Here is a 23,592-nt window from a genome sequence, read left to right on the forward strand (position 1 = left end):
TCAAGTAACCATGGCCGGGTAAATTTCATGGTCTGCAAATTTTCTACGATGTAGCATTACCGGATGAGCACCCCGCAAAGCTGGGCTTCCGACACCTTTCGAAAATTAGGGTAGCGCCTACTCTTTGTGGGTAAGAATGTGGGTAAAACTTCACACCACCAAAATCAAAAACTAAATATATCAAGGACTTAAACTTTGTGTTAAGTGGACGCCGTCTCCACCAATCAAACAAAAAGCCCCTGAAATTCAGGGGCTTTTTTTTATGGCTATAAAAGGTATAACCGGCCAATGAACACCCCCGAACAACAGTTCCTCAAAGCCCTCGACGACAAACTCTGGAAATCCGCCGACAAGCTGCGCGCCAACCTGGACGCTGCCAACTACAAGCACGTTGTGCTCGGCCTGATCTTTCTCAAATACGTGTCCGATGCCTTCGAGGAACGCCAGGAAGAGTTGCTGGAGTTATTCAATACTGACAGCGATGACAACATCTACTATCTCCCCCGGGACGATTTCGACAGCGAAGAGGAATATCAAACTGCGCTGAGCGATGAGTTGGAAGTATTGGATTACTACCGCGAAGCCAACGTGTTCTGGGTACCCAAAGCCGCCCGCTGGAACACCCTGAAAGAAAAAGCCGTGCTGCCCGTGGGCACCGTACTCTGGCAGGACGACGCGGGCAATGACGTTAAGCTGCGCTCTGTATCCTGGCTGATTGATAACGCCTTAGAAGCCATTGAGACGCACAACAAAAAGCTTAAAGGCATTCTCAACCGCATCAGCCAGTACCAGCTGAACAACGACAAGCTGCTGGGCTTGATCAACACCTTCTCCGACACCTCCTTCACCAAGCCTGTGCTGGATGGCGAGAAGCTGAACCTGCAAAGCAAAGACATTCTCGGCCATGTGTACGAATACTTCCTGGGCCAGTTCGCCCTCGCCGAAGGCAAGCAGGGTGGCCAGTATTACACCCCCAAAAGCATCGTTACCCTGATTGTGGAAATGCTACAGCCCTACTCCGGCCGGGTGTACGACCCCGCCATGGGCTCAGGCGGCTTCTTTGTCTCCAGCGACAAGTTCATCGAAGAGCACGCTAGCGAGCAACACTACGACGCCAGCGAACAGAAGAAGCACATCTCCGTGTACGGCCAGGAGTCCAACCCCACCACCTGGCGACTGGCCGCCATGAACATGGCCATTCGGGGCATCGACTTCAACTTCGGCAAGAAAAACGCCGATACGTTTTTGGACGACCAGCACCCGGATTTGCGCGCCGACTTTGTGATGGCCAACCCGCCGTTCAATATCAAGGATTGGTGGAGCGAATCTCTCGCCGAAGATGTGCGCTGGAAATACGGAACCCCGCCCAAGGGCAACGCCAACTTCGGTTGGATGCAACACATGCTCCACCATCTGGCACCCACCGGCAGCATGGCCCTGCTGCTGGCCAACGGCTCCATGAGCTCCAACACCAACAACGAAGGCGAAATCCGCAAACGGCTGGTGGAAGAAGATTTGGTGGAATGCATGGTCGCCCTGCCCGGCCAACTGTTCACCAACACCCAGATCCCCGCTTGCATCTGGTTCCTGACCAAAGACAAAGCCAACGGCATGGTGCGTAACGAGAAAAAGCGCGACCGCCGGGAAGAGTTCCTGTTCATAGATGCCCGCGGCCTGGGGTACATGCGCGACCGGGTACTGCGGGACTTCACCAACGACGACATCGCCAAAATCGCTGACACCTTCCATGCCTGGCAAAAAGGCGAAGGCGACGCACAGGGATGTGCTAGTGCCGCGGAAGGCAGGACGCCGGGAGCAGCCTACGAAGACATCGCCGGTTTCTGCAAATCTGCCAGTCTGGATGAGATCAAGAAGCACGACTTTGTGCTGATGCCGGGGCGTTATGTCGGCGCACAAGAGCAGGAAGACGATGGCGAACCGTTTGCCGAAAAGATGGCGCGGTTGACCGGGCAGTTGCGGGAGCAGTTTGCGGAGAGTGATCGGCTGGAGGCTGAGATTAAGCGGAATCTTGGGGGGGGTTGGGCTATGGCCTCTGAGCAATTTATCGACGATTACGCACCAACTCCCACAGGCTGGACTGTAAAGCAGCTTATTGATTGCACCGAAGATAAGCTTATCTCTTACGGTATTGTTCAGCCAGGCCAGCATGTCGAAGACGGCATTCCCATCCTGCGGGTTAACAACTTCCGTAATGGCCAACTTGATCTAAACGACGTTTTAAAAGTCGCGCCCGAGATAGCCAATAAATACGAGAGGACAACGCTAAAAGGAGGCGAAGTTCTCCTGACACTGGTCGGCTCCACCGGTCAGAGTGTGGTTGCGCCGAACGATCTAGCCGGCTGGAATGTTCCAAGAGCTATTGCAGTGATCCGACCCCACACCGAGGTTGGGAGCAACTGGATCAATATCTGCCTTCAATCTCAAGCCGCAAAACATTTTCTTGATGTTCGCGCGAACACAACAGTTCAAAAAACCCTTAATCTAAGAGATGTTAGGGAGCTGCCAATAGTTTTGCCTCCCAAGAACGTCAGGCGCTCCATTGAAGCGATCGATACTAGCTTGAATGAAAAAATTCAAATCAATCGCCAAATTAACCGAACCCTCGAACAAATGGCCCAGACCGTCTTCAAAAGCTGGTTTGTCGATTTCGAGCCGGTCAAAGCCAAGATCGCCGCACTAGAGGCCGGCGGCAGCGAGGAAGACGCCCTGCTCGCCGCCATGCGGGCCATTTCCGGCACCTCTTTATTCGGTGCTGACGCATCCGCCGCAGGCGCTCAAGCGGCGCTAACCCGCCTCCAGGCCGAACAGCCCGAGCGATACGCCGAGCTTCGCGCCACCGCCGAACTATTTCCGTCGGCTATGCAGGATAGTGAGCTGGGGGAGATTCCGGAGGGGTGGGTCTATGGCACTCTAAACGACATTGCGGTCTTCACCAACAGCCGTGTTTCAAAAGATGAGCTATCTCTGGAAAGTACATCTCGACAGAGAATATGCTCGAAAATAGAAAGGGAGTCTGCCTCGCCTCATCCTTGACCTCCTCCGCCTCAGTGCCGAGTTTTGAGCCTGGCGAAATACTGATCTCGAACATCCGCCCTTACTTCAAAAAGATATGGTTAGCCAATTTCAGTGGCGGTCGCTCACCCGATGTACTTGGATTTACGCCCAGACACAACGGCACAAACGAGTATCTATTCAACCTTTTGTACCAAGATAGTTTTTTTGAGTACATGATGCTCACGTCAAAAGGCGCAAAAATGCCTCGTGGTGACAAGAAGGCAATTATGCAGTTCGCAACGGCAGTCCCTCCTGTTGATCTGATGCAGCAATTCTCTGGGCATGTGAGGTCGTTTTACATGCTTGCCACTTCGCACAATCGAGAGTCCGCGTCACTTGTCTCGCTAAGAGATTCTTTACTACCCAAACTCCTCTCCGGCGAACTCTCCGTATCAGGCGCAGAGCCCCAGCTAACAGGAACTGAGGAACTGGCCAATGTTTAAAATCAACCCTGCCTCCAACCGCATCACCGCACTCGAATCCATGACCGCGGCCGGGACGGCGTGTGGCAAAACTCAACTACCGAGGAATCCTTGGCAGTTCGTTTAGATGCCCGTACTTGTGAATACGACTGAACTAGGCCGTGCCGGCAAAAGAGGCGCTAAAGATTTAACAGACAGAACTGCTAAAGAATCCTTAGCAGTTCCGTTGTTGCAGGTTTTGCAAATACTGCCTGGATGAAACTTTTTCGAACCTTCCGGCATTTCCGGATAGTTCAGTAACGAGCCGCTGGAAAAGGTCAGGCACGCGCTTAAAAGCACCGATCTGAACAAAGAACCGGCCCCAGATGCTGAATAGCTAACAAGCCTCTGATAATGTTGAACCACATTGGCTGCGTGCAGCCTTTAAAGTTCCAAAAATGAGCATTATGCAAAAAATGCATTTTGCCGAAACAAACAAGCCATTTATATGAAAAAAACCCTCACTCCGGACACCATAACCGACTGGCTATCTGACCTTACAGAGTCTGCCGAGCTTGAATGCAAACTTGCAGGTGGTCGCGATGGAAAAGGCAACTTACCCAAAGATTTTTGGGCGACCTACAGTGCTTTTGCCAATACCAATGGTGGTCTGGTGTTATTGGGGCTCAGAGAAAAACCCAGGGGCACTTCAATATTGAAGGCGTGCAGCAAACTGAAAAGGTGATAACGGATCTATTCAATACCCTGAACAACCCCAGCAAAGTCAGCGCGAACCTGCTTCAGGATTCGGACGTTGAGGTATTGGATGTAGCTGGGCAATCAATTATTAAGATTTCCGTACCGCAGGCTTCACGAAAGCAAAAACCTGTTTATCTGGGGAGCACACCATTCAATCGGAATACCTTCCGCCGGCTGCATGAAGGCGACCGGGCCTGCGACGATGAAACCGTAAAACGAATGCTGGCTGAGCAAGTCGAAGACGACCGCGACAGCAAGCTCCTCACAGGTTTTGGCTGGAGCGATATCGATAAGCAGAGCCTTAGCGTTTACCGACAGATGCTGAAAGACGCCAAACCAGGACATCCGTTTCTGGATCAAGATGATTTCGGGTTGTTAAAGAAGCTGCACGGATGGCGTAAAGATCGTCAGACTGGAGAAGAAGGTCTGACACTTGCTGGCTTGCTGATGTTTGGTACCTGGGATGCTATCCAGGAAGCCGCACCGCACTACTTTGTGGATTACCAGGAGCGCCCGGAAGCAAAAACAGAGTTGCGCTGGGTTGATCGCCTTGTGCCGGATGGCACCTGGTCCGGTAACCTTTTTGATTTCTACCGCATCGTTTACCGCAAACTAACCAACCCAGACACCCTGAAAGTCCCTTTCCGTTTGAAGTCTGGCCAAAGACGAGATGATACCCCTATTCACGAGGCCATTCGGGAAGCACTGGTTAATACGCTGGTACACGCAGACTTCTCAGGCCGGGTATCGGTACTGGTGGTAAAGCGCCCAGACATGCTGGGTTTCCGGAACCCAGGCGACATGCGAATTCCGTTGGACAGAGCAGTCAAGGGTGGCGAATCAGACTGCCGTAACCGGATTATGCACCAGATGTTCCTTATGATCGGGCTGGGTGAGCGCGCAGGCTCCGGTATACCCAAAATTTTCAGTGGCTGGAATTGGCGCCATTGGCGCCGTCCTGCTCTTTACGAGATCGACGAACCACCACAAACGCTACTAGAACTGAGAATGCTGGAGCTGATGCCGGAGGAAATTCAGCAGCAGCTCGCAGACCGGTTTGGCGAGTCTTACAGAACCCTCCCAAGACTGGAACGTCTGATTCTTGCCACGGCGGCCACCGAGCAAGTGGTATCCCACAGTCGTATTTCGGAAATCACCACCGATCACTCTCACGACATCACCTTGGCACTGCAATCGCTGGTCAAGCAGTCAATGTTCGAAACCAATGGCCGGGGTCGAGGTGCGGTTTACCATCTCCCGGGCGCGGGCATACCCACCCCGGAACAAGTATTCGGAGTGCCCATTGGTGCGGACCAAAATGAAATCGTGGATATATCAGCAAGCGACATCAGCTACTCCGGCGATAAGGCAGCTTACTCCGGCGACAAGCAAATCTACTCCGGTGATAAGCAGCCTTACTCCGGCGATAAGAGCTTTGCGGTGGATAACAGCGTTGCCTACTCCGGCGATAGCGAATTGGCTACAGATCACCGTGATGAATTCGGGCGATTGATTTCACCCGCACTGCAAGCGCCGGCCATTCATGATCTGGAGAACCTTTCACCAGACTTCTACGCAAGGCTCAAATCGGTCGCAGAGCCGTCCGCCACCAGTAAGCGCCTAGATCCAGAAACCATGCGCACAATCATTTTGCAGCTCTGCGATGGGCAGTACGTGACCCGGTCCTGCCTTGCTGAACTTCTAAAACGGACTGCAGATACGCTGCGACACCAGTATTTGAGTACGATGATAGATGACAAGTCACTGACGCTGGCGTTTCCACAAACGCCGAATGACAAGCGGCAGGCCTACATTACGACAAGCTCCTTGCAGGAAGTCCAAAGGTAAGAAACCGAGAAGGTAGTACGGTATGACTGAAGATCAGCTGGAACAACAATGCCTGGAATGGTTCGCCGAAGGCGACTGGGAAGTTTGCCACGGGCCAGATATAGCCCCAGACGGCGAAGCCCCAGAACGAGCCGACTACCGGCAGGTATTATTGCTGGCGGATCTTGAAGCGGCCATTCGCCGCATTAATCCTCACCTTCCCCAGGGCGCGGTGGTGGAAGTGGTTGAGGCGGTACGTAAGCCACAAAGCCTGGATGTGGTTGTCAACAACCAAGAGTTCCATCACATGCTGCTCGATGGTGTGCCTGTAAAGTACAAACGCGACGACAAGGTGGTTCACGACCAGGCGTTTCTGATGGATTTCAGCAATTTGGCCGCCAACCGCTTCCGAGCTATCAACCAGTTCACGATTGAAGGTTCCAAGCAGCTTCGCCGTCCGGATGTAATCTGCTTTATCAACGGTTTGCCTCTAGCGGTGCTGGAGCTGAAAAGCCCAGGCGCCGAGAACGTGAACATCTGGGATGCCTACAATCAGATTCAGACCTATAAAGACGAATGCGCCGATCTGTTCGCTTACAATGAAGCCGCGATCATCAGTGATGGCTACTTGGCTCGTGTAGGCTCTCTTACCGCCAGCCAGGAGCGTTATATGCCCTGGCGCACCATCAAGCACGAAGACGACAAGCCGCTTATGGAATGGCAGTTAGAAACCATGGTGCGCGGTTTCTTCGACCGGCAACTGTTTCTGGATTACATCCGCTACTTCGTGATCTTCGAGACGGATTCCGACAAGTTGATCAAAAAGATTGCTGGCTATCACCAGTTCCATGCGGTGCGTGAAGCGGTGAAGGCCACGGTGATTGCCGCGCAGGATATGAGCCAGCATGGCATTGGCGAGAAGCGCGCCACCTACGGTGACGAGGTTCTGCCGGGCAGCAAGAAGGCCGGTGTAGTTTGGCACACCCAGGGCTCCGGCAAGAGTATTTCCATGTGCTGTTACGCCGGTAAGCTGCTGCAACAGCCGGAGATGAACAACCCCACACTGATAGTTGTCACCGACCGGAACGATTTGGACGGTCAGCTATTCGCCACTTTCAGCGCTGCCAAGGAGCTACTGAAACAGGAACCGGTACAGGCCGACGACCGGGATACCCTACGCCGCCTGCTGTCTGAGCGGGAATCCGGCGGCATCATCTTCACCACGGTGCAGAAGTTCGCCCTGCTGAACGATGAAACCGGCCACCCCGTGCTTAACGACCGCCATAACATCGTGGTGATTTCGGATGAGGCACACCGTAGCCAGTATGGCCTGAAAGCCACTCTCAAGACGGATGGCAAATACAAGTTTGGCTACGCCCGCCACATGCGCGATGCCGTGCCCAACGCCTCATTCATCGGTTTTACCGGCACCCCCATCGAAAGCGAAGACAAAGACACCCGCGCTGTATTCGGCGATTACGTGTCCATCTACGACATTCAGGATGCCGTGGACGATGGCGCGACCGTGCCTATTTTCTACGAATCCCGTCTGGCCAAGCTGGACATTAACCGCGAACAGATCGAGGAACTGTCTGACCAGGTTGAGGAAGTGGTCGAGGAAGACGAAGACGTTGGCAGTCGTGAGAAAACCAAAGGTGAATGGAGCCGGCTGGAGAAACTGGTCGGTGCCGGCCCCCGTCTGAAACAGGTGGCAGAAGACCTGGTAAACCACTTTGAAACCCGCTCCAGCACCATCGACGGCAAAGCGATGATTGTGGCCATGAGTCGGGAGATTGCGGTTCACCTGTATAACGAGATCGTGGAATTACGGCCGGAATGGCACGACGACGATCCCGAGAAAGGCGCGATCAAGATTGTGATGACGGGATCTGCCTCTGACCGGGCTCTGTTGCAACCGCACATTCACAACAAGCAGATCAAGAAGCGATTCGAGAAGCGCTTCAAAGACATCAACGACCCGCTCAAGCTGGTGATCGTGCGGGATATGTGGCTCACCGGCTTCGATGCGCCCTGTTGCCACACCATGTATGTGGACAAACCCATGAAGGGCCACAACCTGATGCAGGCCATTGCCCGAGTTAACCGTGTATTCAAAGACAAGCCCGGCGGGCTGGTGGTTGACTACATCGGTATCGCCAACGAGCTGAAACAGGCTTTGAAAACGTACACCGACGCGAAGGGCAAGGGCTCCCCTACCCACAGCGCGGAGGAAGCCTACGCTATCCTGGCGGAGAAGCTGGACATCATCCACGGAATGTTTGCGCCCGGGCCCAAAGGCGAGGGCTTCAGCTATAGCGGATTTGAAACAGAGCCTCACAAGTTCCTGGTTCCCACCGCCAACTACGTGCTCAGTTTGGAAGACGGCAAGAAGCGCTTCCTGGATACCGTGCTGGCCATGAACAAAGCATTCTCCCTGTGCGCTACTCTGGACGAAGCTCAAGCGCTGCAAAAGGAAGTGGCGTTTCTGTCGCAGGTGAAAACTGCCATCACCAAGTTCACCAGCGTGGACAAAAAGCTGACCGAGGAAGAAAAGAACACCGCCCTGAAGCAGATACTAGACAACGCCTTGATTGGTGGTGGTGTTACGGATGTATTTGCGCTTTGTGGCCTGGACAAACCCAACATAGGCCTGCTCTCCGAGGAGTTCCTGGAAGATGTACGGCAAATGCCCTACAAGAACTTTGCCGTGGAACTGCTGGAAAAGCTGCTGAAGGACGACATCAAGGCCAAGACACGCAACAACGTGGTGCAGGAAAAGAAATACGCTGACCGCCTCCAGGAGACGCTGCGCAAGTACAACAACCGTGGGATTGAAACAGCTCAAGTCATAGAAGAGCTGATCGCCATGGCCAAGCAGTTCCAGGCTGAAATGGAACGTGACGCAGCACTCGGCCTGAATCCTGATGAAGTGGCCTTCTACGATGCCCTCGCCAGCAACGAAAGTGCCGTGCGTGAGCTGGGTGACGAGATTCTGAAGAAGATCGCTGTAGAGATTACCGACAAGCTGCGCAAATCCACCACCGTGGACTGGCAGGTGCGGGAGAGCGTGCGAGCCAAGTTGCGAATTCTGGTGCGGCGAACACTGCAGCGTTACAAGTATCCACCTGATAAGGCACCTGCTGCTATTGAGCTGGTTATGGAGCAGGCTGAAGCTTTATCGAATCATTGGACGAGGTGAGTAATGAATTACTACACCGAGGCTTTCGATGGCCAGCTGGACAAGATCGAGATCTGCCGGCGGAGAGCACCGTACATAAGGAACCAAAAAGCCCCGCCAGCCGGGGCTTTTTTATGCCCCGCATATTAATTCCCCCCATAAAACCAAACCACACCTTGACGGATTTAGTTGCAAAAACTATGTTTCAGCAATAAGGAACACATTTTCCCGAACCGGGATGTAGTTCGCATTGGTGTAGAAGGGTCTTAAACGTTTGCGAACCGTTGCCCTCAACCACGCATGAGGATCAGACATGACGACATCAATGCGAACTGCTCAGTGGTCATTTAAAGCCCTGACGATAAGCCTGGTCGCCAGTGGCTTTTTGGTTACATTATCCGGCTGTGAAACCACCGGCAGCAAATCTCAGTCCAGTTCAAAAGCAACAACCGACCTTTAACAAACAAGCTCTCAATGCGTGAGTTTTGTCAACTTAATTGGTATTCATCCTAACTTTATGGCATTGTCGCGCCCCGCATCAGTGATAGTACTGATCCAAAATCAGTGGCTGCCGGTACAGACCGGCTCTGAATGGCAGCAAAAATCATCCTGAATGGCTTTGCCTGATATACCGGCAAGCAAAAGCAATTAAAGACAAAGGCTTCTTTTATGAAGAACGATAATCTCAAGCAAGGGGGGGATTATTCAATCGCCCAGCTTGGCGATCCGATAGTACTTACGCTCAGTGTGGGCTTTGTTCTGTTGTTCATTGGGTTTTCGCTGTTTGATCTCCAGGGCGTTGCTGATGTTATCAGCGGTGGCTTTGCCTGGACGGCCAAAATATTCGGCACCTATTTCCAGATGTTGCTGCTGGCAACCTTCTTTATTGCCATCGGCCTGGCCTGTACGCCGGCCGCCAAAGCGAAAATCGGCAACCTGGCCCAGCCAGAAATGAGCACCTTCCGCTGGCTCTCCATTATTATGTGTACCCTGCTGGCCGGTGGCGGTGTCTTCTTTGCCGCAGGCGAGCCCATCTATCACTTTGTGGTCACTCCGCCGGCCTTTGACACTGAACCAGGCACAGCGGCCGCTGTCTCCAATGCCATGGCGCAATCGTTCATGCACTGGGGATTCCTCGCCTGGGCCGTACTGGGTACGCTGGTGTCCATCGTTCTCGCCCACGCCCACTATGTGAAGGGCAAGCCCCTGCAGCCCAGAACCATTCTTTACCCGGTCTTCGGGGAGCGCATCATGAGCGGCTGGCTGGGCAGTGTGGTCGATGCCTGCTGTGTGATCGCCATTGTCGCCGGCACCGTTGGCCCTATCGGCTTCCTCGCCACCCAGATGAGCTTCGGTCTCAGTGAGCTCTTCGGCCTGACCGACGGCATCACCTCGCAGATGGCGATTCTTCTCGTTCTTGCTCTGATCTACATCACTTCCGCGATGACGGGCGTGCACCGGGGCATCCAGTTCCTCAGCCGGATGAACGTGTTCCTGGCTCTGGCCATTGCTGCCATTATCTTTGTGTTCGGCCCGACCCTGTACCTCACCAACACCTATTTCCAGAGCATGGGTGAGTATGTGTCGTCCTTTATGACCATGGTCTCCATGACGTCTGACACAGCTCCGGACTGGTGGATGCAGTGGTGGACCGTGTTCTTCTTCTCCTGGTTTATCGGCTATGCGCCGCTGATGGCGATCTTTGTGGCCCGTATTTCCCGGGGCAGGACCATCCGCGAGATGATTCTGGCGGTGGCTATTATGGCTCCGATCGCAACCACCATGTGGTTCACTCTGCTCGGCGGCTCAGGCATCTTCTATCAGCTCAACGGGGTCATTGACCTCACCGAAGCCCTGAATAACTTCCGCTTTGATGTGGCAACCCTCACCGTGGCTCAGGCACTGCCCGGCGGCGATTTCATGGCCCTGGCTATCCTGGTACTCACCACTGTGTTTGTGGCCACCACCGGGGATTCCATGAGCTACTCCATTGCAGTGGTAAGCTCCGGCCACGATCAGCCCAACACCTTTGTGCGGGCATTCTGGGGTCTGGCCATGGCAGTCACCGCCGGCATCCTGCTGTACATGGGAGCCGGACAGATCGGCGCACTTCAGCAGTTCATTGTGATTACGGCAATTCCTGTGTCCCTGATTATTCTTCCTTCTCTGTGGCAAGGCCCGAAAGCGGCCTATGCCATGGCACGGGAACAGGGGCTGATCAGCGATCAGAAAGCTGAGTTACCGGAAGCTGGATAACCCCGCTTCAGCCCTCCTGGTTAAAAGCACCCTGCTTCTGACCAGGAGGAGCTGACCCCCGCAGTTATCTTTCCTTATCCTGCAGCTCCTGCAGCACAAACGCCTGCATCGCCTGAGCTGCCGGGCTAAGCGCCCGATTCTCTGCCCTTACCAGCCCGATACGACGCACTACGCCTGGATCCTCTAGCGGGATAAAGCACAGGTTTTCATTGTGCTCGGGAAATGCCAGTCTTGGCAGAGTGGTAATTCCGGCTCCTGCCTCCAGCATGGCCGTCAGTGAAATCATGTTAGAAATATAAAACTCACTGTTTTCCACCATTTCCGCTGCTTCCGTGCTCATCAGTAACCGGGAAGTCCCATTTCCAATCAGTTTTTCACCCTGCAAGCTTTGCCAGTTTAATGACTTGAAGGCCGACAGCTTGTGGTCCTGACGACACACAACCCCTATGTTGTCCTCAAACAGGTGGGTGTACTCTAACTCTCCGTCATTCTGCCAGAGGCTGGTAATGCCCAGCTCCACCTCGCCGTGTGCCACCATCTGGCATACGTAAAAGGCATTCTCATCATGCAGACTGATATTAAGGCCCGGAAACTGTTCCAGAAACCGTGCCAAAAACGCTGGCATGATGCGGCTGGCCACAGAAGGCACGGTTGCAAGGTGGATATGCCCTTGTCGACCATTGGCATGGTTCACAACGTCTTTGGCCAGGCGGTCATGCTGGCCAATCAGATCACGGAACCTTGGTAAACAGTATTCCCCGAAAGGTGTGAGCCGGTTTTTCACGCCCCGCTCAAAAATATTCTGCCCAAGGCGCTGTTCCAGTTCCCGAACGGCCATGGACAGGGCCGGCTGGCTGCGGTGCAGTCTTCTCGCCGCCCCGTGGAAACTCCCCTCTTCAACCACGGTTATCACATAGCGTAGCGGCTGTATTTTCAACTCTGGCAACATGGCTTTCCACCTGATAAAAATTTCTTACCATATGATCTCTATTATTGATTATCCTTATTATTGCATCTTGGCTACCATGAATACACAACAACTAAGGAGGCATTTATGTCTAACTCACATCCGCTCTATATTCATGGTCAGTGGGTCGCCGGAGCCACCCGTATCAAGAACATCAACCCTTCCGATCTCAGCGACGTGATCGGCGAGTTTGATCAGGCCAGTTCCGAGCAGACAAAGGAAGCGATTCGTGCGGCCCAGGCGGGCTTTACTGACTGGAGCACCAGCGGCCTGGAACAGCGCTACGGGGTGCTCATGGCGATTGGCGACGAATTAATTGCCCGCAAGAACGAGTTAGGCGAACTGCTGTCCCGGGAAGAGGGTAAGCCGCTTGCTGAGGGTCAGGGTGAAGTTTACCGTTCGGGTCAGTTTTTCCACTACTACGCGGCCGAGGTACTGCGCCAGATTGACGAGCGTACCGAGTCTGTGCGTCCGGGAGTAGAAGTTGATACCCGGCGCGAACCTCTTGGCGTTGTCGGTATTATCAGCCCGTGGAACTTCCCGATGGCGACCGCCGTCTGGAAAATTGCACCTGCGCTGGCGTTTGGCAACGCGGTCGTCTTCAAACCTGCCAACCTGGTGCCGGCCAGTGCCTGGGAGTTGGCAAAAATCATCAGCAAGCAGGACCTGCCTGCGGGCACCTTCAACCTTGTAATGGGCTCCGGCAGCGATGTCGGCGAAACCCTGATCAACAGCCCGGATATACAGGCCGTCAGCTTTACCGGCTCTCTGGAAGTGGGCCGCCGGGTGGCTGCTGCTACCGTAGGCAACCTGGTGAAGTGCCAGCTGGAAATGGGCTCCAAAAACGCATTGGTGGTACTGGATGATGCCGACCTGGACCTTGCAGTAGAAGCTGCATTCAACGGTGCCTACTCCGGCAGTGGTCAAAAGTGCACGGCTTCTTCCCGGCTGATTGTAACGGATGCGGTGCATGATGAGTTTGTTGCAAAGCTGAAGGCGCGACTTGAGCAGGCAAAGGTCGGGCATGCGCTGGAAGAAGGCGTACAGATTGGCCCCATCGCCGACGAACGCCAGCTGGAGTCCAACCTGGCATGGATTGAGCGCGGCCAGAAAGAGGGCGCCACGCTTGCCTTTGGCGGCTCGCGAGTGGAGGTGGATACTGAAGGCTACTATATGGCCCCGGCACTGTTCACCGACACATCCAATACCATGGCGATCAACCGTGAGGAAGTATTCGGTCCCATTGCCTGTGTGATCCGGGTGCCGGACTATGAAACCGCACTGGCAACTCTGAACGACACCCAGTATGGACTTACCGCGGGCATTATTACCAACTCTCTCAAGTATGCATCCGACTTCAAGGCGCGTGCGCAGACCGGGTGTGTCATGGTGAACCTGCCCACAGCTGGCACTGATTATCACGTGCCTTTTGGCGGCCGCAAAAACTCCAGCTTCGGCCCCCGGGAACAGGGTCAGTATGCCCGTGAGTTCTACACGGTTGTTAAAACCTGCTACGTGCGGGCCTGAGAGAAGGAGGAACGCCATGCTCACAATTGATGGACTGCAGTACTCCAACTGGTCCCGGGAGATTTTTGAGCAAATGCACGCCGGGGGTGTCTCAGCGGTGCATGCGACTCTGGTGTATCACGAAAATACCCGGGAAACCCTGTCCCGCTTCGGTGACTGGAACCGGCGGTTTGAGGAGCACAGCGACCTGATCATGCCGGTATATGAAGCCGCCGACATCGAGCGGGCGCGCGAATCCGGCCGTGTGGGGGTGTTTTTTGGCGCTCAGAACTGCTCTCCCATTGAGGATGACATCGACATGATCGCTGTCATGCGCCGGCTTGGTCTGCTGATTATGCAGTTGACCTATAATAACCAGAGCCTGCTGGCGACGGGTTGTTACGAATCGGAAGACCCCGGTATCACGCGGTTTGGACGCCAGGCGATTGAGGAGATGAACCGGGTGGGCATGATTATCGATATGTCCCACAGCTCGGAACGATCCACCCTGGAGGCAATCGAAGTCTCCAGCAGGCCGGTGATTATTTCCCATGCCAACCCGGCATCGTTTCACCCGGCCAAACGCAATAAATCAGACACGGTGTTGAAAGCCATTGCCGAAAGTGGCGGGTTGCTGGGTTTCTCGGTCTACCCTTTCCATCTGAAGGATGGTCCGGACTGCACCCTGGAAAGCTTTTGCAACATGGTTGCAGACACAGCGGATCTGATGGGTATCGACCATATTGGCATTGGAACCGACCTGTGCCAGGGACAGCCTCAGTCGGTCCTGGACTGGATGCGCAACGGCCGTTGGTCGAAACAGATGGACTTTGGTGAAGGCAATAAAAACAATGCCGGATGGCCCAGGCCACTGTCGTGGTTCAAGGATAACCGGGACTTCCCGACCATTTCCGAAGGCCTGCGACAGAAAGGATTTTCTCAGGAAGAAATTGAAAAAATCATGGGTCGCAACTGGTTACAACAACTGAAAATCGGCACGGAGCCCTGCACTTAACAGGCAGGGCCCTACATAAGACCGAGGCTGCCATCAAAGCTACCTAAAAACAAAAAAAGGTAAGTGTGATGAAAAATAACAACCTTAAGTCAGGCGGAGACTACTCTATTGCCCAGCTGGGTGATCCGGTGGTGCTTACGCTCAGCGTTGGATTTATCGTTCTGTTCGTGGGGTTTTCTTTATTTGACCTCCAGGGCGTTGCTGATCTTATCAGCGGTGGCTTCGCCTGGACGGCCAAAATATTCGGCACCTATTTCCAGATGTTGCTGCTGGCAACCTTCTTTATTGCCATCGGCCTGGCCTGTACGCCGGCCGCCAAAGCCAAAATCGGCAACCTGGCCCAGCCAGAAATGAGCACCTTCCGCTGGCTCTCCATTATTATGTGTACCCTGCTGGCCGGTGGCGGTGTCTTCTTTGCCGCAGGCGAGCCCATCTATCACTTTGTGGTCACTCCGCCGGCCTTTGACACTGAACCAGGCACAGCGGCCGCTGTCTCCAATGCCATGGCGCAATCGTTCATGCACTGGGGATTCCTCGCCTGGGCCGTACTGGGTACGCTGGTGTCCATCGTTCTCGCCCACGCCCACTATGTGAAGGGCAAGCCCCTGCAGCCCAGAACCATTCTTTACCCGGTCTTCGGGGAGCGCATCATGAGCGGCTGGCTGGGCAGTGTGGTCGATGCCTGCTGTGTGATCGCCATTGTCGCCGGTACCGTTGGCCCTATCGGCTTCCTCGCCACCCAGATGAGCTTCGGCCTCAGTGAGCTCTTCGGCCTGACCGACGGCATCACCTCGCAGATGGCGATTCTTCTCGTTCTTGCTCTGATCTACATCACTTCCGCGATGACGGGCGTGCACCGGGGCATCCAGTTCCTCAGCCGGATGAACGTGTTCCTGGCTCTGGCCATTGCTGCCATTATTTTTGTGTTCGGCCCGACCCTGTACCTCACCAACACCTATTTCCAGAGCATGGGTGAGTATGTGTCGTCCTTTATGACCATGGTCTCCATGACGTCTGACACAGCTCCGGACTGGTGGATGCAGTGGTGGACCGTGTTCTTCTTCTCCTGGTTTATCGGCTATGCGCCGCTGATGGCGATCTTTGTGGCCCGTATTTCCCGGGGCAGGTCCATCCGTGAGATGATTCTGGCGGTGGCTATTATGGCTCCGATCGCAACCACCATGTGGTTCACTCTGCTCGGTGGCTCAGGCATCTTCTATCAGCTCAACGGGGTCATTGATCTCACCGAAGCCCTGAATAACTTCCGCTTTGATGTGGCAACCCTCACCGTGGCTCAGGCACTGCCCGGCGGCGATTTCATGGCCCTGGCTATCCTGGTACTCACCACCGTGTTTGTGGCCACCACCGGGGATTCCATGAGCTACTCCATTGCCGTCGTAAGCTCCGGCCACGACCAGCCCAATACGTTTGTACGGGCATTCTGGGGTCTGGCTATGGCTGTCACCGCCGGGATCCTGCTGTACATGGGAGCCGGGCAAATCGGCGCTCTGCAGCAGTTCATTGTGATTACGGCAATTCCTGTGTCCCTGATTATTCTTCCTTCTCTCTGGCAAGGCCCGAAAGCGGCTTATGCCATGGCGCGGGAACAACACATAATTCCTGAGTAAGCTCGGAACAACCGCCCGTACAGGCAAGGGTGATATTATGATTTCAGCGACAGTTACGTCCACACCGGACAGCCTCCGCCCAGCCAGCGAGGTAATGAAGCTGGAACGGCTGGGTAGCATGTTTGCCAGCAGGCTCAGTTTTGTCCGCTCGCTGATGCGAAAAATGATCAGCGAGCGCTGGCAGATTGTGAACACAGTGTTTGACCTGGACAGTGAAGGCCACGGCCTTGCGATTTATCGCATTACCACCCCGGCAAACTGTTACCACTGTGTCGTTTTCTCCAGAAACCTGACACCGGAGCAGCGTACAGACCGGGTAATTGCCGAAGCCTGGGATGTCACCTTTGCTATGCTTGAAGGTGAGGTGGAAGATACGTTGCTTGAGCAGATGGAGGCCAATGTGCCTTTGCAGGAGGCCGGACGCCAGCACCCCAGGGTTCTGGTGCTGTCCCGGGCCAACAGAAGCCTGCGCAACTTCAGCCAGTTTGTCGATGCTCTGGCCGCTGGCCGGCAGCCGGATCCGGCCTGGCTGACCGCCGTAGGCTATCTTTACCGAACCACCGCCGTCTATGGCAATGGCAAGTTTGGTATTGCCGACTTTGCACGGCTTGAACGAAACCCGGATTTCAATCGTCCGTTCGCCGCGCAGATGCTGGCCGTCTATGTATTGCGCCAGTTCTCCATTGAGCAGCTCAATCACCTGGCCAGAGTACAGTCGCCCCAACATGCGGTACCACTGCACTCCGAACTGGAACGCTATCTGGGTATCGGCAATTCCACAGGGCTGGGTATGGCACCCTTCCTGATCAACCACCCGCAGCTGATCCAGCAATGGGTGTACAGCCGGGAGCGGGCACTGGCTTATGTTCGCAAGGAGCCCGCGACTGAACAGACACGTACCCGGCTACGCGCACTGATGGCCAGGGCATTGAAACACCTGCAACAGTCACAAACAGAAGACGGGGAACAGTCACTGCGTAATCAGGAAACTGCCCGTTCCATCGCAGAAAGTATCGACTGGCTGGACAGGACACCGGCACACCCGGAGCTTTACGAAGAGCTTATCCAATGGGCCAGATCCCACTGTTCTCTGGAGGCCCAGGAGCTGGTGAACACCTTGTTGATCGAGTTATACCCGGACTTGGTGGACAGCTTGGATGATGAATTCGGTTGCCGGGAAACCATGGACCTGCAACCGGATATGAAAGCCCGGCAGCTGAAAAACCTGATTGAGGAGAAGTTCGACTGGGCGCTGAGCTACCGGGAAGATAGCGCCGCGGATAATTACTGGTTCTGGTACCGCTCTGTCGAAAAAGAGGAACCCAGGCTGGGTGTGCGTGGTTCTGAGTCCGGCGCAGAGAAGGAGCTTTCTCTGGCCATCGGCCCCCGAATCAGCCTGTGTTATACCAGACTCACGCAATTCCTTGAGCACAACCCGAACGCCATGGTCGTGGAGTTCCTGCTGCACCACCCGGGACAAAAAGAATGTGTGCGCCGGATTCAGACAATGGGCGAGACGCCCTACGGTGAGATCCGTGCAAACCTCTGGCATAAAGACATGAAGCCCATGCACCTGCTAAGGACCAAGCTCTCGTTTTTCGGTGCCAGCCGCTTTGATCCAAAATCCGACCGCTGGGTGCGGATCACCCTGTTCCAGGGCGCCCCTCTGCCCCGGGAACTGGTTCATCCGAAGCGCTCGCTGGAGCAACTGGATGACTGGGGGTTCCCGCTGGAGCCCGAGCTTGATGACAACCGCAAGGTTTATGGTGATGCACAATGAAAGTCTCATTCAACGAATTGCAGGGGCTGTCCCGGAAAGCCTTCATAGCTATTGGCTTTGATGAAGGTGATGCCAATGACGCCGCCGAGATGGTGGCCTGGATGGAAGCCCACGGGCTGGATGGTATCGCGGCACTCAGGAAAGGCCTGGATTTTCTGCTGAACGAAGACAAGTCCCAGCCCCCCAGGCTGATCTACCAGGACGCGGATTTATGTGTGGTCGATGCCCAGCACAAAACCGTACTCGGCCACGCCAGTCTGGCTATTGAGCTGGGTTACGCAAAGTGTCGTGCCAGAGGTCTGTCGGTGACGAAAATCCGCCACTGTCATAACCGCATGCTGATTGTGGGATACCTGTCACGCATTGCCCGACGCAACATGAGTGTGACCGCATTCTGGCGCAACTCCCACGAGCCGTTGACGGAAATTCTGGTGAGCTTTAGATCGGGTGAGGCAGAGCCGGAAATATGTATGTACGGCCTGCCGTCAACACCGGATGACACAGAGCCAAACAACGGTATAACACTGGTAATGGTGAACCATGTCGACCTGTTGCCGGACCTCAAACCCGAGGCACCGGCAAACGATCTGATTCTGCAAAACCGCGCTGCCATGCTCGACTGGCAGGAGCGCTCATTGGTGGATGGCATAGACGTAGACACAGAACTTTGGGAGCGCTTGAAGCTGCTGGCAACAAAAATGCTGGTGGAAACATCCGACGACTCACGCCAGGGCGCAGGCGCCGGCACAACCGATAATGACTAAGGACGTGCCTATACCGTTGTTCCCTCAGCGGCTGTGCTTGATCCTTACTGCATCCTGATTTAACAGATGATCGTAAGACGCAAGCCTGCTATCTTCTGCAGCTGTCGCACATGAAACACTCTTGATGGTATTTTGCCTCGTCGGGACTCTCTGTAAGGATCAGGCTATGACCAGCACAACCAAGCAACTTCAAAAGCTGCTGCTATTTCAATTGTCGGGCACCCGGCTATTCGGGATTGGTACACTGAAGATTCGGGAAATCCTGCCTTTCAGGCCTCTGGCAAGACTCCCACACAGCCACCCTGCTATTGCCGGTGCCATCAGCTTTCGTGGTTCCTCGGTACCGGTCATTGATATGGCTGCCGCTGTCGGATACCCACAGCTTACACCCGAAGAACTGAACACAGCCTCTATTATAATAACGGATGTTCAACGTCAGGAGATTGGATTTGTCGTGCGCGGCGTACAACAAATCATCGAAGCCGACTGGAAGAAGGTAAAAGCACCTCCTGCTGCGCTGGGTGACCGGGCATTCATTACCGGCTTGCTGGATATAGATGGCGATATCATTCAGCTGCTGGATCTGGAGTTGCTGTTGGCTAATGTGTACCCGGAGTCTCTTGAAACGCCAGATGTCGCACTCACAGATGTGCAAAGCGAGACATTAAAAGCCCTCAATATTCTACTGGTGGACGATTCTCGTGTTGCCAGAAAGCAACTGTGTGATGCGCTGGATACAAAAGATATTTCTTATCAGGTTACCAGTAATGGCGATGACGCACTGCAATCTCTGGTGGACAATAACGACAACCAGGCGCCAATCGATATTCTGGTGAGTGATATTGAAATGCCAGGGCTGGATGGCTATGAGTTGGCGTTTAACGTAAGGGATAACAGCGCGCTAAAGCAGCCTTACATTATTCTGCACACATCCCTGAATAGTGAGATGAGTCTGAGTTATGCCAATCAGGTAGGGGCTGATGAGGCGCTTACAAAGTTTGATGCGGATGAGCTGTTACAGGCCATGCTCAGAGGGGCTCACCAGTCAGGATAGCAGGCTCATGCCTGTTATCCCTCGGATTCTGGCGGCCTGGCTTGTAGCTCTCCCGCCGGAACGCGATTCTGCCCCCAGCTCCGGTAAACACGCGCCGTCACCCGCTGCAGCTCGTCTGTTCCTACGTCGGCCAGTTCACCCCGCTCCAGCGGGTCAAAGTGAAATATATACAACCGGGATGCGAACTGCTCAAACGGCAGAGAGGCTTCACCAAACCTTTCGCCGCAGCCCTCCGTGCTTACCTGCACATCATCACCCCAGCTCTGGCCACTGTCGTTATTCGGGTTGTAGAAATACGCGCGCATTTCCCCTTCCGGGTCCAGTGCCACCCGCAAGATGGTAATTGCGTGCCAGCCAATAAAGCGTGCAGCCCGGTCGGTTACAGCAATGCCTGCGGGCTGGGGGTGTATCAAAGGCTGATTGCCATTGTAATAGGGATGATAACTGGCGTAGAAGTGCCGTATAAAGCCTTCCAGATCGTGCAGATTGCCGGTGGCCACATCCACATTGATGGCAAATCCCCGCCCTGCGGACCAGCCATGAAACTCCGGGTTTACCCACCTGTGGGGATCGCCCTCCCGACCGATACACATACGCCCCATTTCAGCGTATATCCGGTCCAGGTGGGGCACCACCACCAGTGAAACCGGATCCAGATCAAAGGTCACTTCCGAAGCCACGCCGCCAAGGCTGTGGGCCGACGATACCGGCTCTCCCTCAAAGTGCATGATAATTTCATTATCCCGGGCCGCCCAGGCCACCATCTGTAACAGGTAATCCGGGTCATTGTAGGCCCACATGGACAGAGCCCGTGCCGACTGGCAAGTGGGGTTGTTACCCTGACCAACACCCAGAGGCTGCCCCAGCATGGACAGCACACCCTGAATCAGCCATGCGCCTGCCTGGGGCTCGTAGCCATTGGCCAGCTGAAGGCGCTCCCGGGCTTGATGGCACAGGTTTAGCCGGACCTGTCGCCACAGCGCAGGCGCCACTGGCGGCTGGTAGAGAATACCCCGCTCCAGCATCAGCGCCATACCATACAGGCCCTGTGCGGTCTCCGGGAAAATGCCTTCTGTGACGAGCGCGTGCACCAGCTCCCGATAGCACAACAGACAGTCCCGCCCGGTGCTGGACAAGCCCAGTGCTTCACTGAGCAGATTATCCTGCTCTTGCAGTATATGGCGCACAAACGTCGCATGATAGGGTGAAACCAGACCGGTGTCGTGCATGGAGCGGGCAAAGCCGGTAGCTTCACTCTGCAAGGCCTGCCCGTCCATGGAGTCCAGGCGCTGTTGATAAATCACAGTACCCGGATCCTCGCTGCTCCCCCGTGTCGGGCCGTACAAGCTCGAGATCAGCCGATCAGCCCCGCGCCCGGCGCTGCCAAGATCGGCCCCCGGCTCGGCACGGCAAATGGCAATCTGGGTGATCATCTTGCGAACATCACCCACCTGGATGGGCCGTTGCTGCAAAATTCGCCAGATTTCCTCAACCAGGCTGTCTATAACATATTCATAGCCAATGTGACGGGCTACGTGCTGGACAATATGCTGGCTGACCAGAGCCAGCCGGCCCTGCTCCCGTTCAGCTTCACCTGCCATACCAAACAACAGTCCCAGGTTAATTGCCAGGACCTGAGTGAGGTAATGGTGCGCCTGCTCGGCAGACACCGACGGATGTATATACGCTCCCCGCGCAACAGCCAGCAGTCGCAACTCACTAAGCGCTTCCACAATCACTGTGTCAGCATTGGGGCTTTGCAACGACTGGGTCGTCAGTGACGGCAGCAGTATGGCGGGCTCTGCCCAGTCGGTGCCCTCAAACACACCCGCTTTTTCCAGGCGCTCGGCTTGTTCCTCGATAACGGCACAGCCTTCCGGCTGCATCAGAATCCTACGGGCAAGGTCAAACACCCGCGGTAGTTTGCCTACCCTGGCAAAGGGCCGGCTTTCTTCCAGCGCCAGAACTGCGTCGTCCAGCCTTTGCGCCAGCTTGTCGAGATTAACAGCTTGCGCTGTGTTGTCCGATTGGTGATCACTCAAGCGGTGTCCCTCAGGGCCTGCATAAAACCCGTTTAATGGAATGCATCGCCCGATTATACATAGAAATCCAGATCTTCCTGATGCTTCAGCAGATCCCGCATTATGTATGGGTCTTCACCGAAGAAATACACCAGGCCCCAGTGGGTCCCGAATGCTGTGCGTTTGGTAACCGTTTCTTCCAGCGGCGGCGTCAGCTCGTGGGACTCAAAATAGTCGTGGTTCTCGGTTTCTTCGGGGATCTCCAGCTTGCTGACCACCCGACGGCGCGGGTACACGCCAAAACAACCGGCGTAGCCTTTTGCATCCTCAACTTCCTTGGGGAAAAATGCCTGAATTTCTTCGGCGGTGGTTTTGGGATCAAATGCAAGGATAAGTCCCTGGTATGCGTTGAAGCCGTAGGCTCTTTCAAGCAGCTCGAAAACCTTGAACCCGGGCGGCCGGTAGGCCACTTCACCAAAGTACATGGTGCTGTCGCTGGTTACAAAGTATTCGGGATGGAGGAAGCCAAACTCGATGTCGAACGTCTTGATGAGTTTTTCAATCTCGCCCCGGATCTGATCGCGGTATTTTTCAAGGTCGGGCGTGGCTGGCACAAAGACGGAATAGCCCAGGGTGACGTACTCGGAAATATTCAGGAAAGCTATCTTGCCATTGTGAACCCAGGCTTCTACTGCAAATTCCCAGCCGTCCAGGTGAGATTCCATCAGTACCGGAAATTCTTCCTCGGGAATGGTGTCTACTTCATCCGGGGTGCGGATCACCCGGTGACCGAGGCAGCCTGCTTTGTCAAAGGCTTTGAGGTGAATCGGGTCATTGGGGTCGCCATCAAGCTTTAGCAGAGTCTGGTTGACCCGTTTCAGAAAGCGGACAACGTCGCCCTTGTCGTGGGCTTCTTCAAAGATACCCACACGTATACCACCAAGCTGGGCCCGCCGCTTCATCAGTGCCTTATCACGCAGCAACATGGCCTGGCCCAGCAAGCGCGGTTTATCCATGAGTACCGAATTGATTGCGCCCGCCCACTCCACGGTTTCTTCAAACAAGGGGATGGAAACGTTTACACCCATATCCTTGAGTGTTCTGGCAATTTCGAAAGAGCGGTCGTTGAGACGCTCGAAATTCCAGGGCACGTAAGGAATCCCGTGCTCCTCGCAATAAGGCTCCGCCCAGTCAGGGGCGACCACTACGTAGCGGCGGTCGAATTTGTCGGCGGCTTCTACGGCATTAAGGCTCCAGCCGAGAAGAGCAATATAGCCCTTCTCCGGATTATATTTATGCTTACTCATGGGCAGGCTCCTTCCTTCAGGGCAATGTACCCTTCACCCTACGCCGATACATGA

Annotated in this window: 14 protein-coding genes; 11 read left to right on the forward strand and 3 right to left on the reverse strand. The window is 54.7% G+C overall.

Translation table 11 applies throughout. From position 1 onward, the window contains the following. Window positions 1-288 precede the first annotated feature (288 nt). The 5 genes from FFI95_RS15345 to FFI95_RS01095 all read left to right on the forward strand — a co-directional run bounded on the left by FFI95_RS15345 (window position 289) and on the right by FFI95_RS01095 (window position 11,496). Window positions 289-3,054: an N-6 DNA methylase gene (locus FFI95_RS15345; RefSeq protein WP_186311947.1), complete on the forward strand. Its 2,766-nt coding sequence runs from the start codon at window positions 289-291 to the stop codon at window positions 3,052-3,054. Window positions 3,055-3,984: 930 nt separating this feature from the next. Then, the gene (locus tag FFI95_RS15425; RefSeq protein ID WP_246069317.1) at window positions 3,985-4,221 is read left to right on the forward strand and encodes an AlbA family DNA-binding domain-containing protein; all 237 of its coding nucleotides are present in this window, start codon (window positions 3,985-3,987) and stop codon (window positions 4,219-4,221) included. Then, on the forward strand, window positions 4,218-6,083 hold the full coding sequence (locus FFI95_RS01085; RefSeq protein ID WP_246069319.1) for a putative DNA binding domain-containing protein: 1,866 nt from the start codon (window positions 4,218-4,220) through the stop codon (window positions 6,081-6,083). Before FFI95_RS15425 ends, FFI95_RS01085 begins: the two co-directional genes overlap by 4 nt. Before the next feature lie 22 nt (window positions 6,084-6,105). Continuing rightward, the gene (locus FFI95_RS01090; RefSeq protein ID WP_144820500.1) at window positions 6,106-9,261 is read left to right on the forward strand and encodes a type I restriction endonuclease subunit R; all 3,156 of its coding nucleotides are present in this window, start codon (window positions 6,106-6,108) and stop codon (window positions 9,259-9,261) included. Window positions 9,262-9,909: 648 nt separating this feature from the next. Further along, on the forward strand, window positions 9,910-11,496 hold the full coding sequence (locus FFI95_RS01095; protein WP_144820501.1) for a BCCT family transporter: 1,587 nt from the start codon (window positions 9,910-9,912) through the stop codon (window positions 11,494-11,496). A 64-nt stretch (window positions 11,497-11,560) separates the two neighbouring features. On the opposite strand, the gene FFI95_RS01100 is transcribed toward FFI95_RS01095, so the two are convergent. Then, entirely contained in the window at window positions 11,561-12,445 is an 885-nt protein-coding gene (locus tag FFI95_RS01100; protein WP_144820502.1) for a LysR family transcriptional regulator, read from the reverse strand. A 105-nt stretch (window positions 12,446-12,550) separates the two neighbouring features. Between FFI95_RS01100 and FFI95_RS01105 the strand changes: the two genes are divergently transcribed. The 6 genes from FFI95_RS01105 (at window position 12,551) to FFI95_RS01130 (ending at window position 20,210) form a co-directional block, all read left to right on the forward strand. After that, on the forward strand, window positions 12,551-13,990 hold the full coding sequence (locus tag FFI95_RS01105) for an aldehyde dehydrogenase family protein (RefSeq protein WP_144820503.1): 1,440 nt from the start codon (window positions 12,551-12,553) through the stop codon (window positions 13,988-13,990). Window positions 13,991-14,006: 16 nt separating this feature from the next. Continuing rightward, complete coding sequence (locus FFI95_RS01110; RefSeq protein ID WP_144820504.1) at window positions 14,007-14,984, forward strand: dipeptidase; 978 nt, start codon at window positions 14,007-14,009, stop codon at window positions 14,982-14,984. A 68-nt stretch (window positions 14,985-15,052) separates the two neighbouring features. After that, complete coding sequence (locus FFI95_RS01115) at window positions 15,053-16,612, forward strand: BCCT family transporter (protein WP_144820505.1); 1,560 nt, start codon at window positions 15,053-15,055, stop codon at window positions 16,610-16,612. A gap of 37 nt (window positions 16,613-16,649) precedes the next feature. Then, window positions 16,650-18,392, forward strand: coding sequence for a hypothetical protein (locus FFI95_RS01120; protein WP_144820506.1), 1,743 nt, complete (start codon window positions 16,650-16,652; stop codon window positions 18,390-18,392). Next, window positions 18,389-19,156, forward strand: coding sequence for a DUF3726 domain-containing protein (locus FFI95_RS01125; RefSeq protein ID WP_144820507.1), 768 nt, complete (start codon window positions 18,389-18,391; stop codon window positions 19,154-19,156). The genes FFI95_RS01120 and FFI95_RS01125 overlap by 4 nt, the downstream gene beginning before the upstream one ends. Before the next feature lie 166 nt (window positions 19,157-19,322). Continuing rightward, window positions 19,323-20,210 (forward strand): chemotaxis protein, encoded by an 888-nt coding sequence (locus tag FFI95_RS01130; RefSeq protein ID WP_144820508.1) that lies wholly within the window; start codon window positions 19,323-19,325, stop codon window positions 20,208-20,210. 14 nt (window positions 20,211-20,224) lie between these two features. On the opposite strand, the gene FFI95_RS01135 is transcribed toward FFI95_RS01130, so the two are convergent. Together FFI95_RS01135 and FFI95_RS01140 are read right to left on the reverse strand one after the other, a co-directional pair. Further along, complete coding sequence (locus tag FFI95_RS01135; RefSeq protein WP_144820509.1) at window positions 20,225-22,252, reverse strand: hypothetical protein; 2,028 nt, start codon at window positions 22,250-22,252, stop codon at window positions 20,225-20,227. A gap of 53 nt (window positions 22,253-22,305) precedes the next feature. Continuing rightward, complete coding sequence (locus FFI95_RS01140) at window positions 22,306-23,538, reverse strand: ATP-grasp domain-containing protein (RefSeq protein WP_144820510.1); 1,233 nt, start codon at window positions 23,536-23,538, stop codon at window positions 22,306-22,308. Window positions 23,539-23,592 lie beyond the last annotated feature (54 nt).

This window comes from Marinobacter piscis (genome assembly GCF_007671655.1).
GTDB lineage: Bacteria > Pseudomonadota > Gammaproteobacteria > Pseudomonadales > Oleiphilaceae > Marinobacter > Marinobacter piscensis.

Bases quoted from the DNA above. Each gene is read 5' to 3' on its own strand.
- FFI95_RS15345 (WP_186311947.1), top strand. From the start codon at position 289: ATGAACACCCCCGAACAACAGTTCCTCAAAGCCCTCGACGACAAACTC.
- FFI95_RS15425 (WP_246069317.1), top strand. From the start codon at position 3,985: ATGAAAAAAACCCTCACTCCGGACACCATAACCGACTGGCTATCTGAC.
- FFI95_RS01090 (WP_144820500.1), top strand. From the start codon at position 6,106: ATGACTGAAGATCAGCTGGAACAACAATGCCTGGAATGGTTCGCCGAA.
- FFI95_RS01095 (WP_144820501.1), top strand. From the start codon at position 9,910: ATGAAGAACGATAATCTCAAGCAAGGGGGGGATTATTCAATCGCCCAG.
- FFI95_RS01100 (WP_144820502.1), bottom strand. From the start codon at position 12,445: ATGTTGCCAGAGTTGAAAATACAGCCGCTACGCTATGTGATAACCGTG.
- FFI95_RS01105 (WP_144820503.1), top strand. From the start codon at position 12,551: ATGTCTAACTCACATCCGCTCTATATTCATGGTCAGTGGGTCGCCGGA.
- FFI95_RS01110 (WP_144820504.1), top strand. From the start codon at position 14,007: ATGCTCACAATTGATGGACTGCAGTACTCCAACTGGTCCCGGGAGATT.
- FFI95_RS01115 (WP_144820505.1), top strand. From the start codon at position 15,053: ATGAAAAATAACAACCTTAAGTCAGGCGGAGACTACTCTATTGCCCAG.
- FFI95_RS01120 (WP_144820506.1), top strand. From the start codon at position 16,650: ATGATTTCAGCGACAGTTACGTCCACACCGGACAGCCTCCGCCCAGCC.
- FFI95_RS01125 (WP_144820507.1), top strand. From the start codon at position 18,389: ATGAAAGTCTCATTCAACGAATTGCAGGGGCTGTCCCGGAAAGCCTTC.
- FFI95_RS01130 (WP_144820508.1), top strand. From the start codon at position 19,323: ATGACCAGCACAACCAAGCAACTTCAAAAGCTGCTGCTATTTCAATTG.
- FFI95_RS01140 (WP_144820510.1), bottom strand. From the start codon at position 23,538: ATGAGTAAGCATAAATATAATCCGGAGAAGGGCTATATTGCTCTTCTC.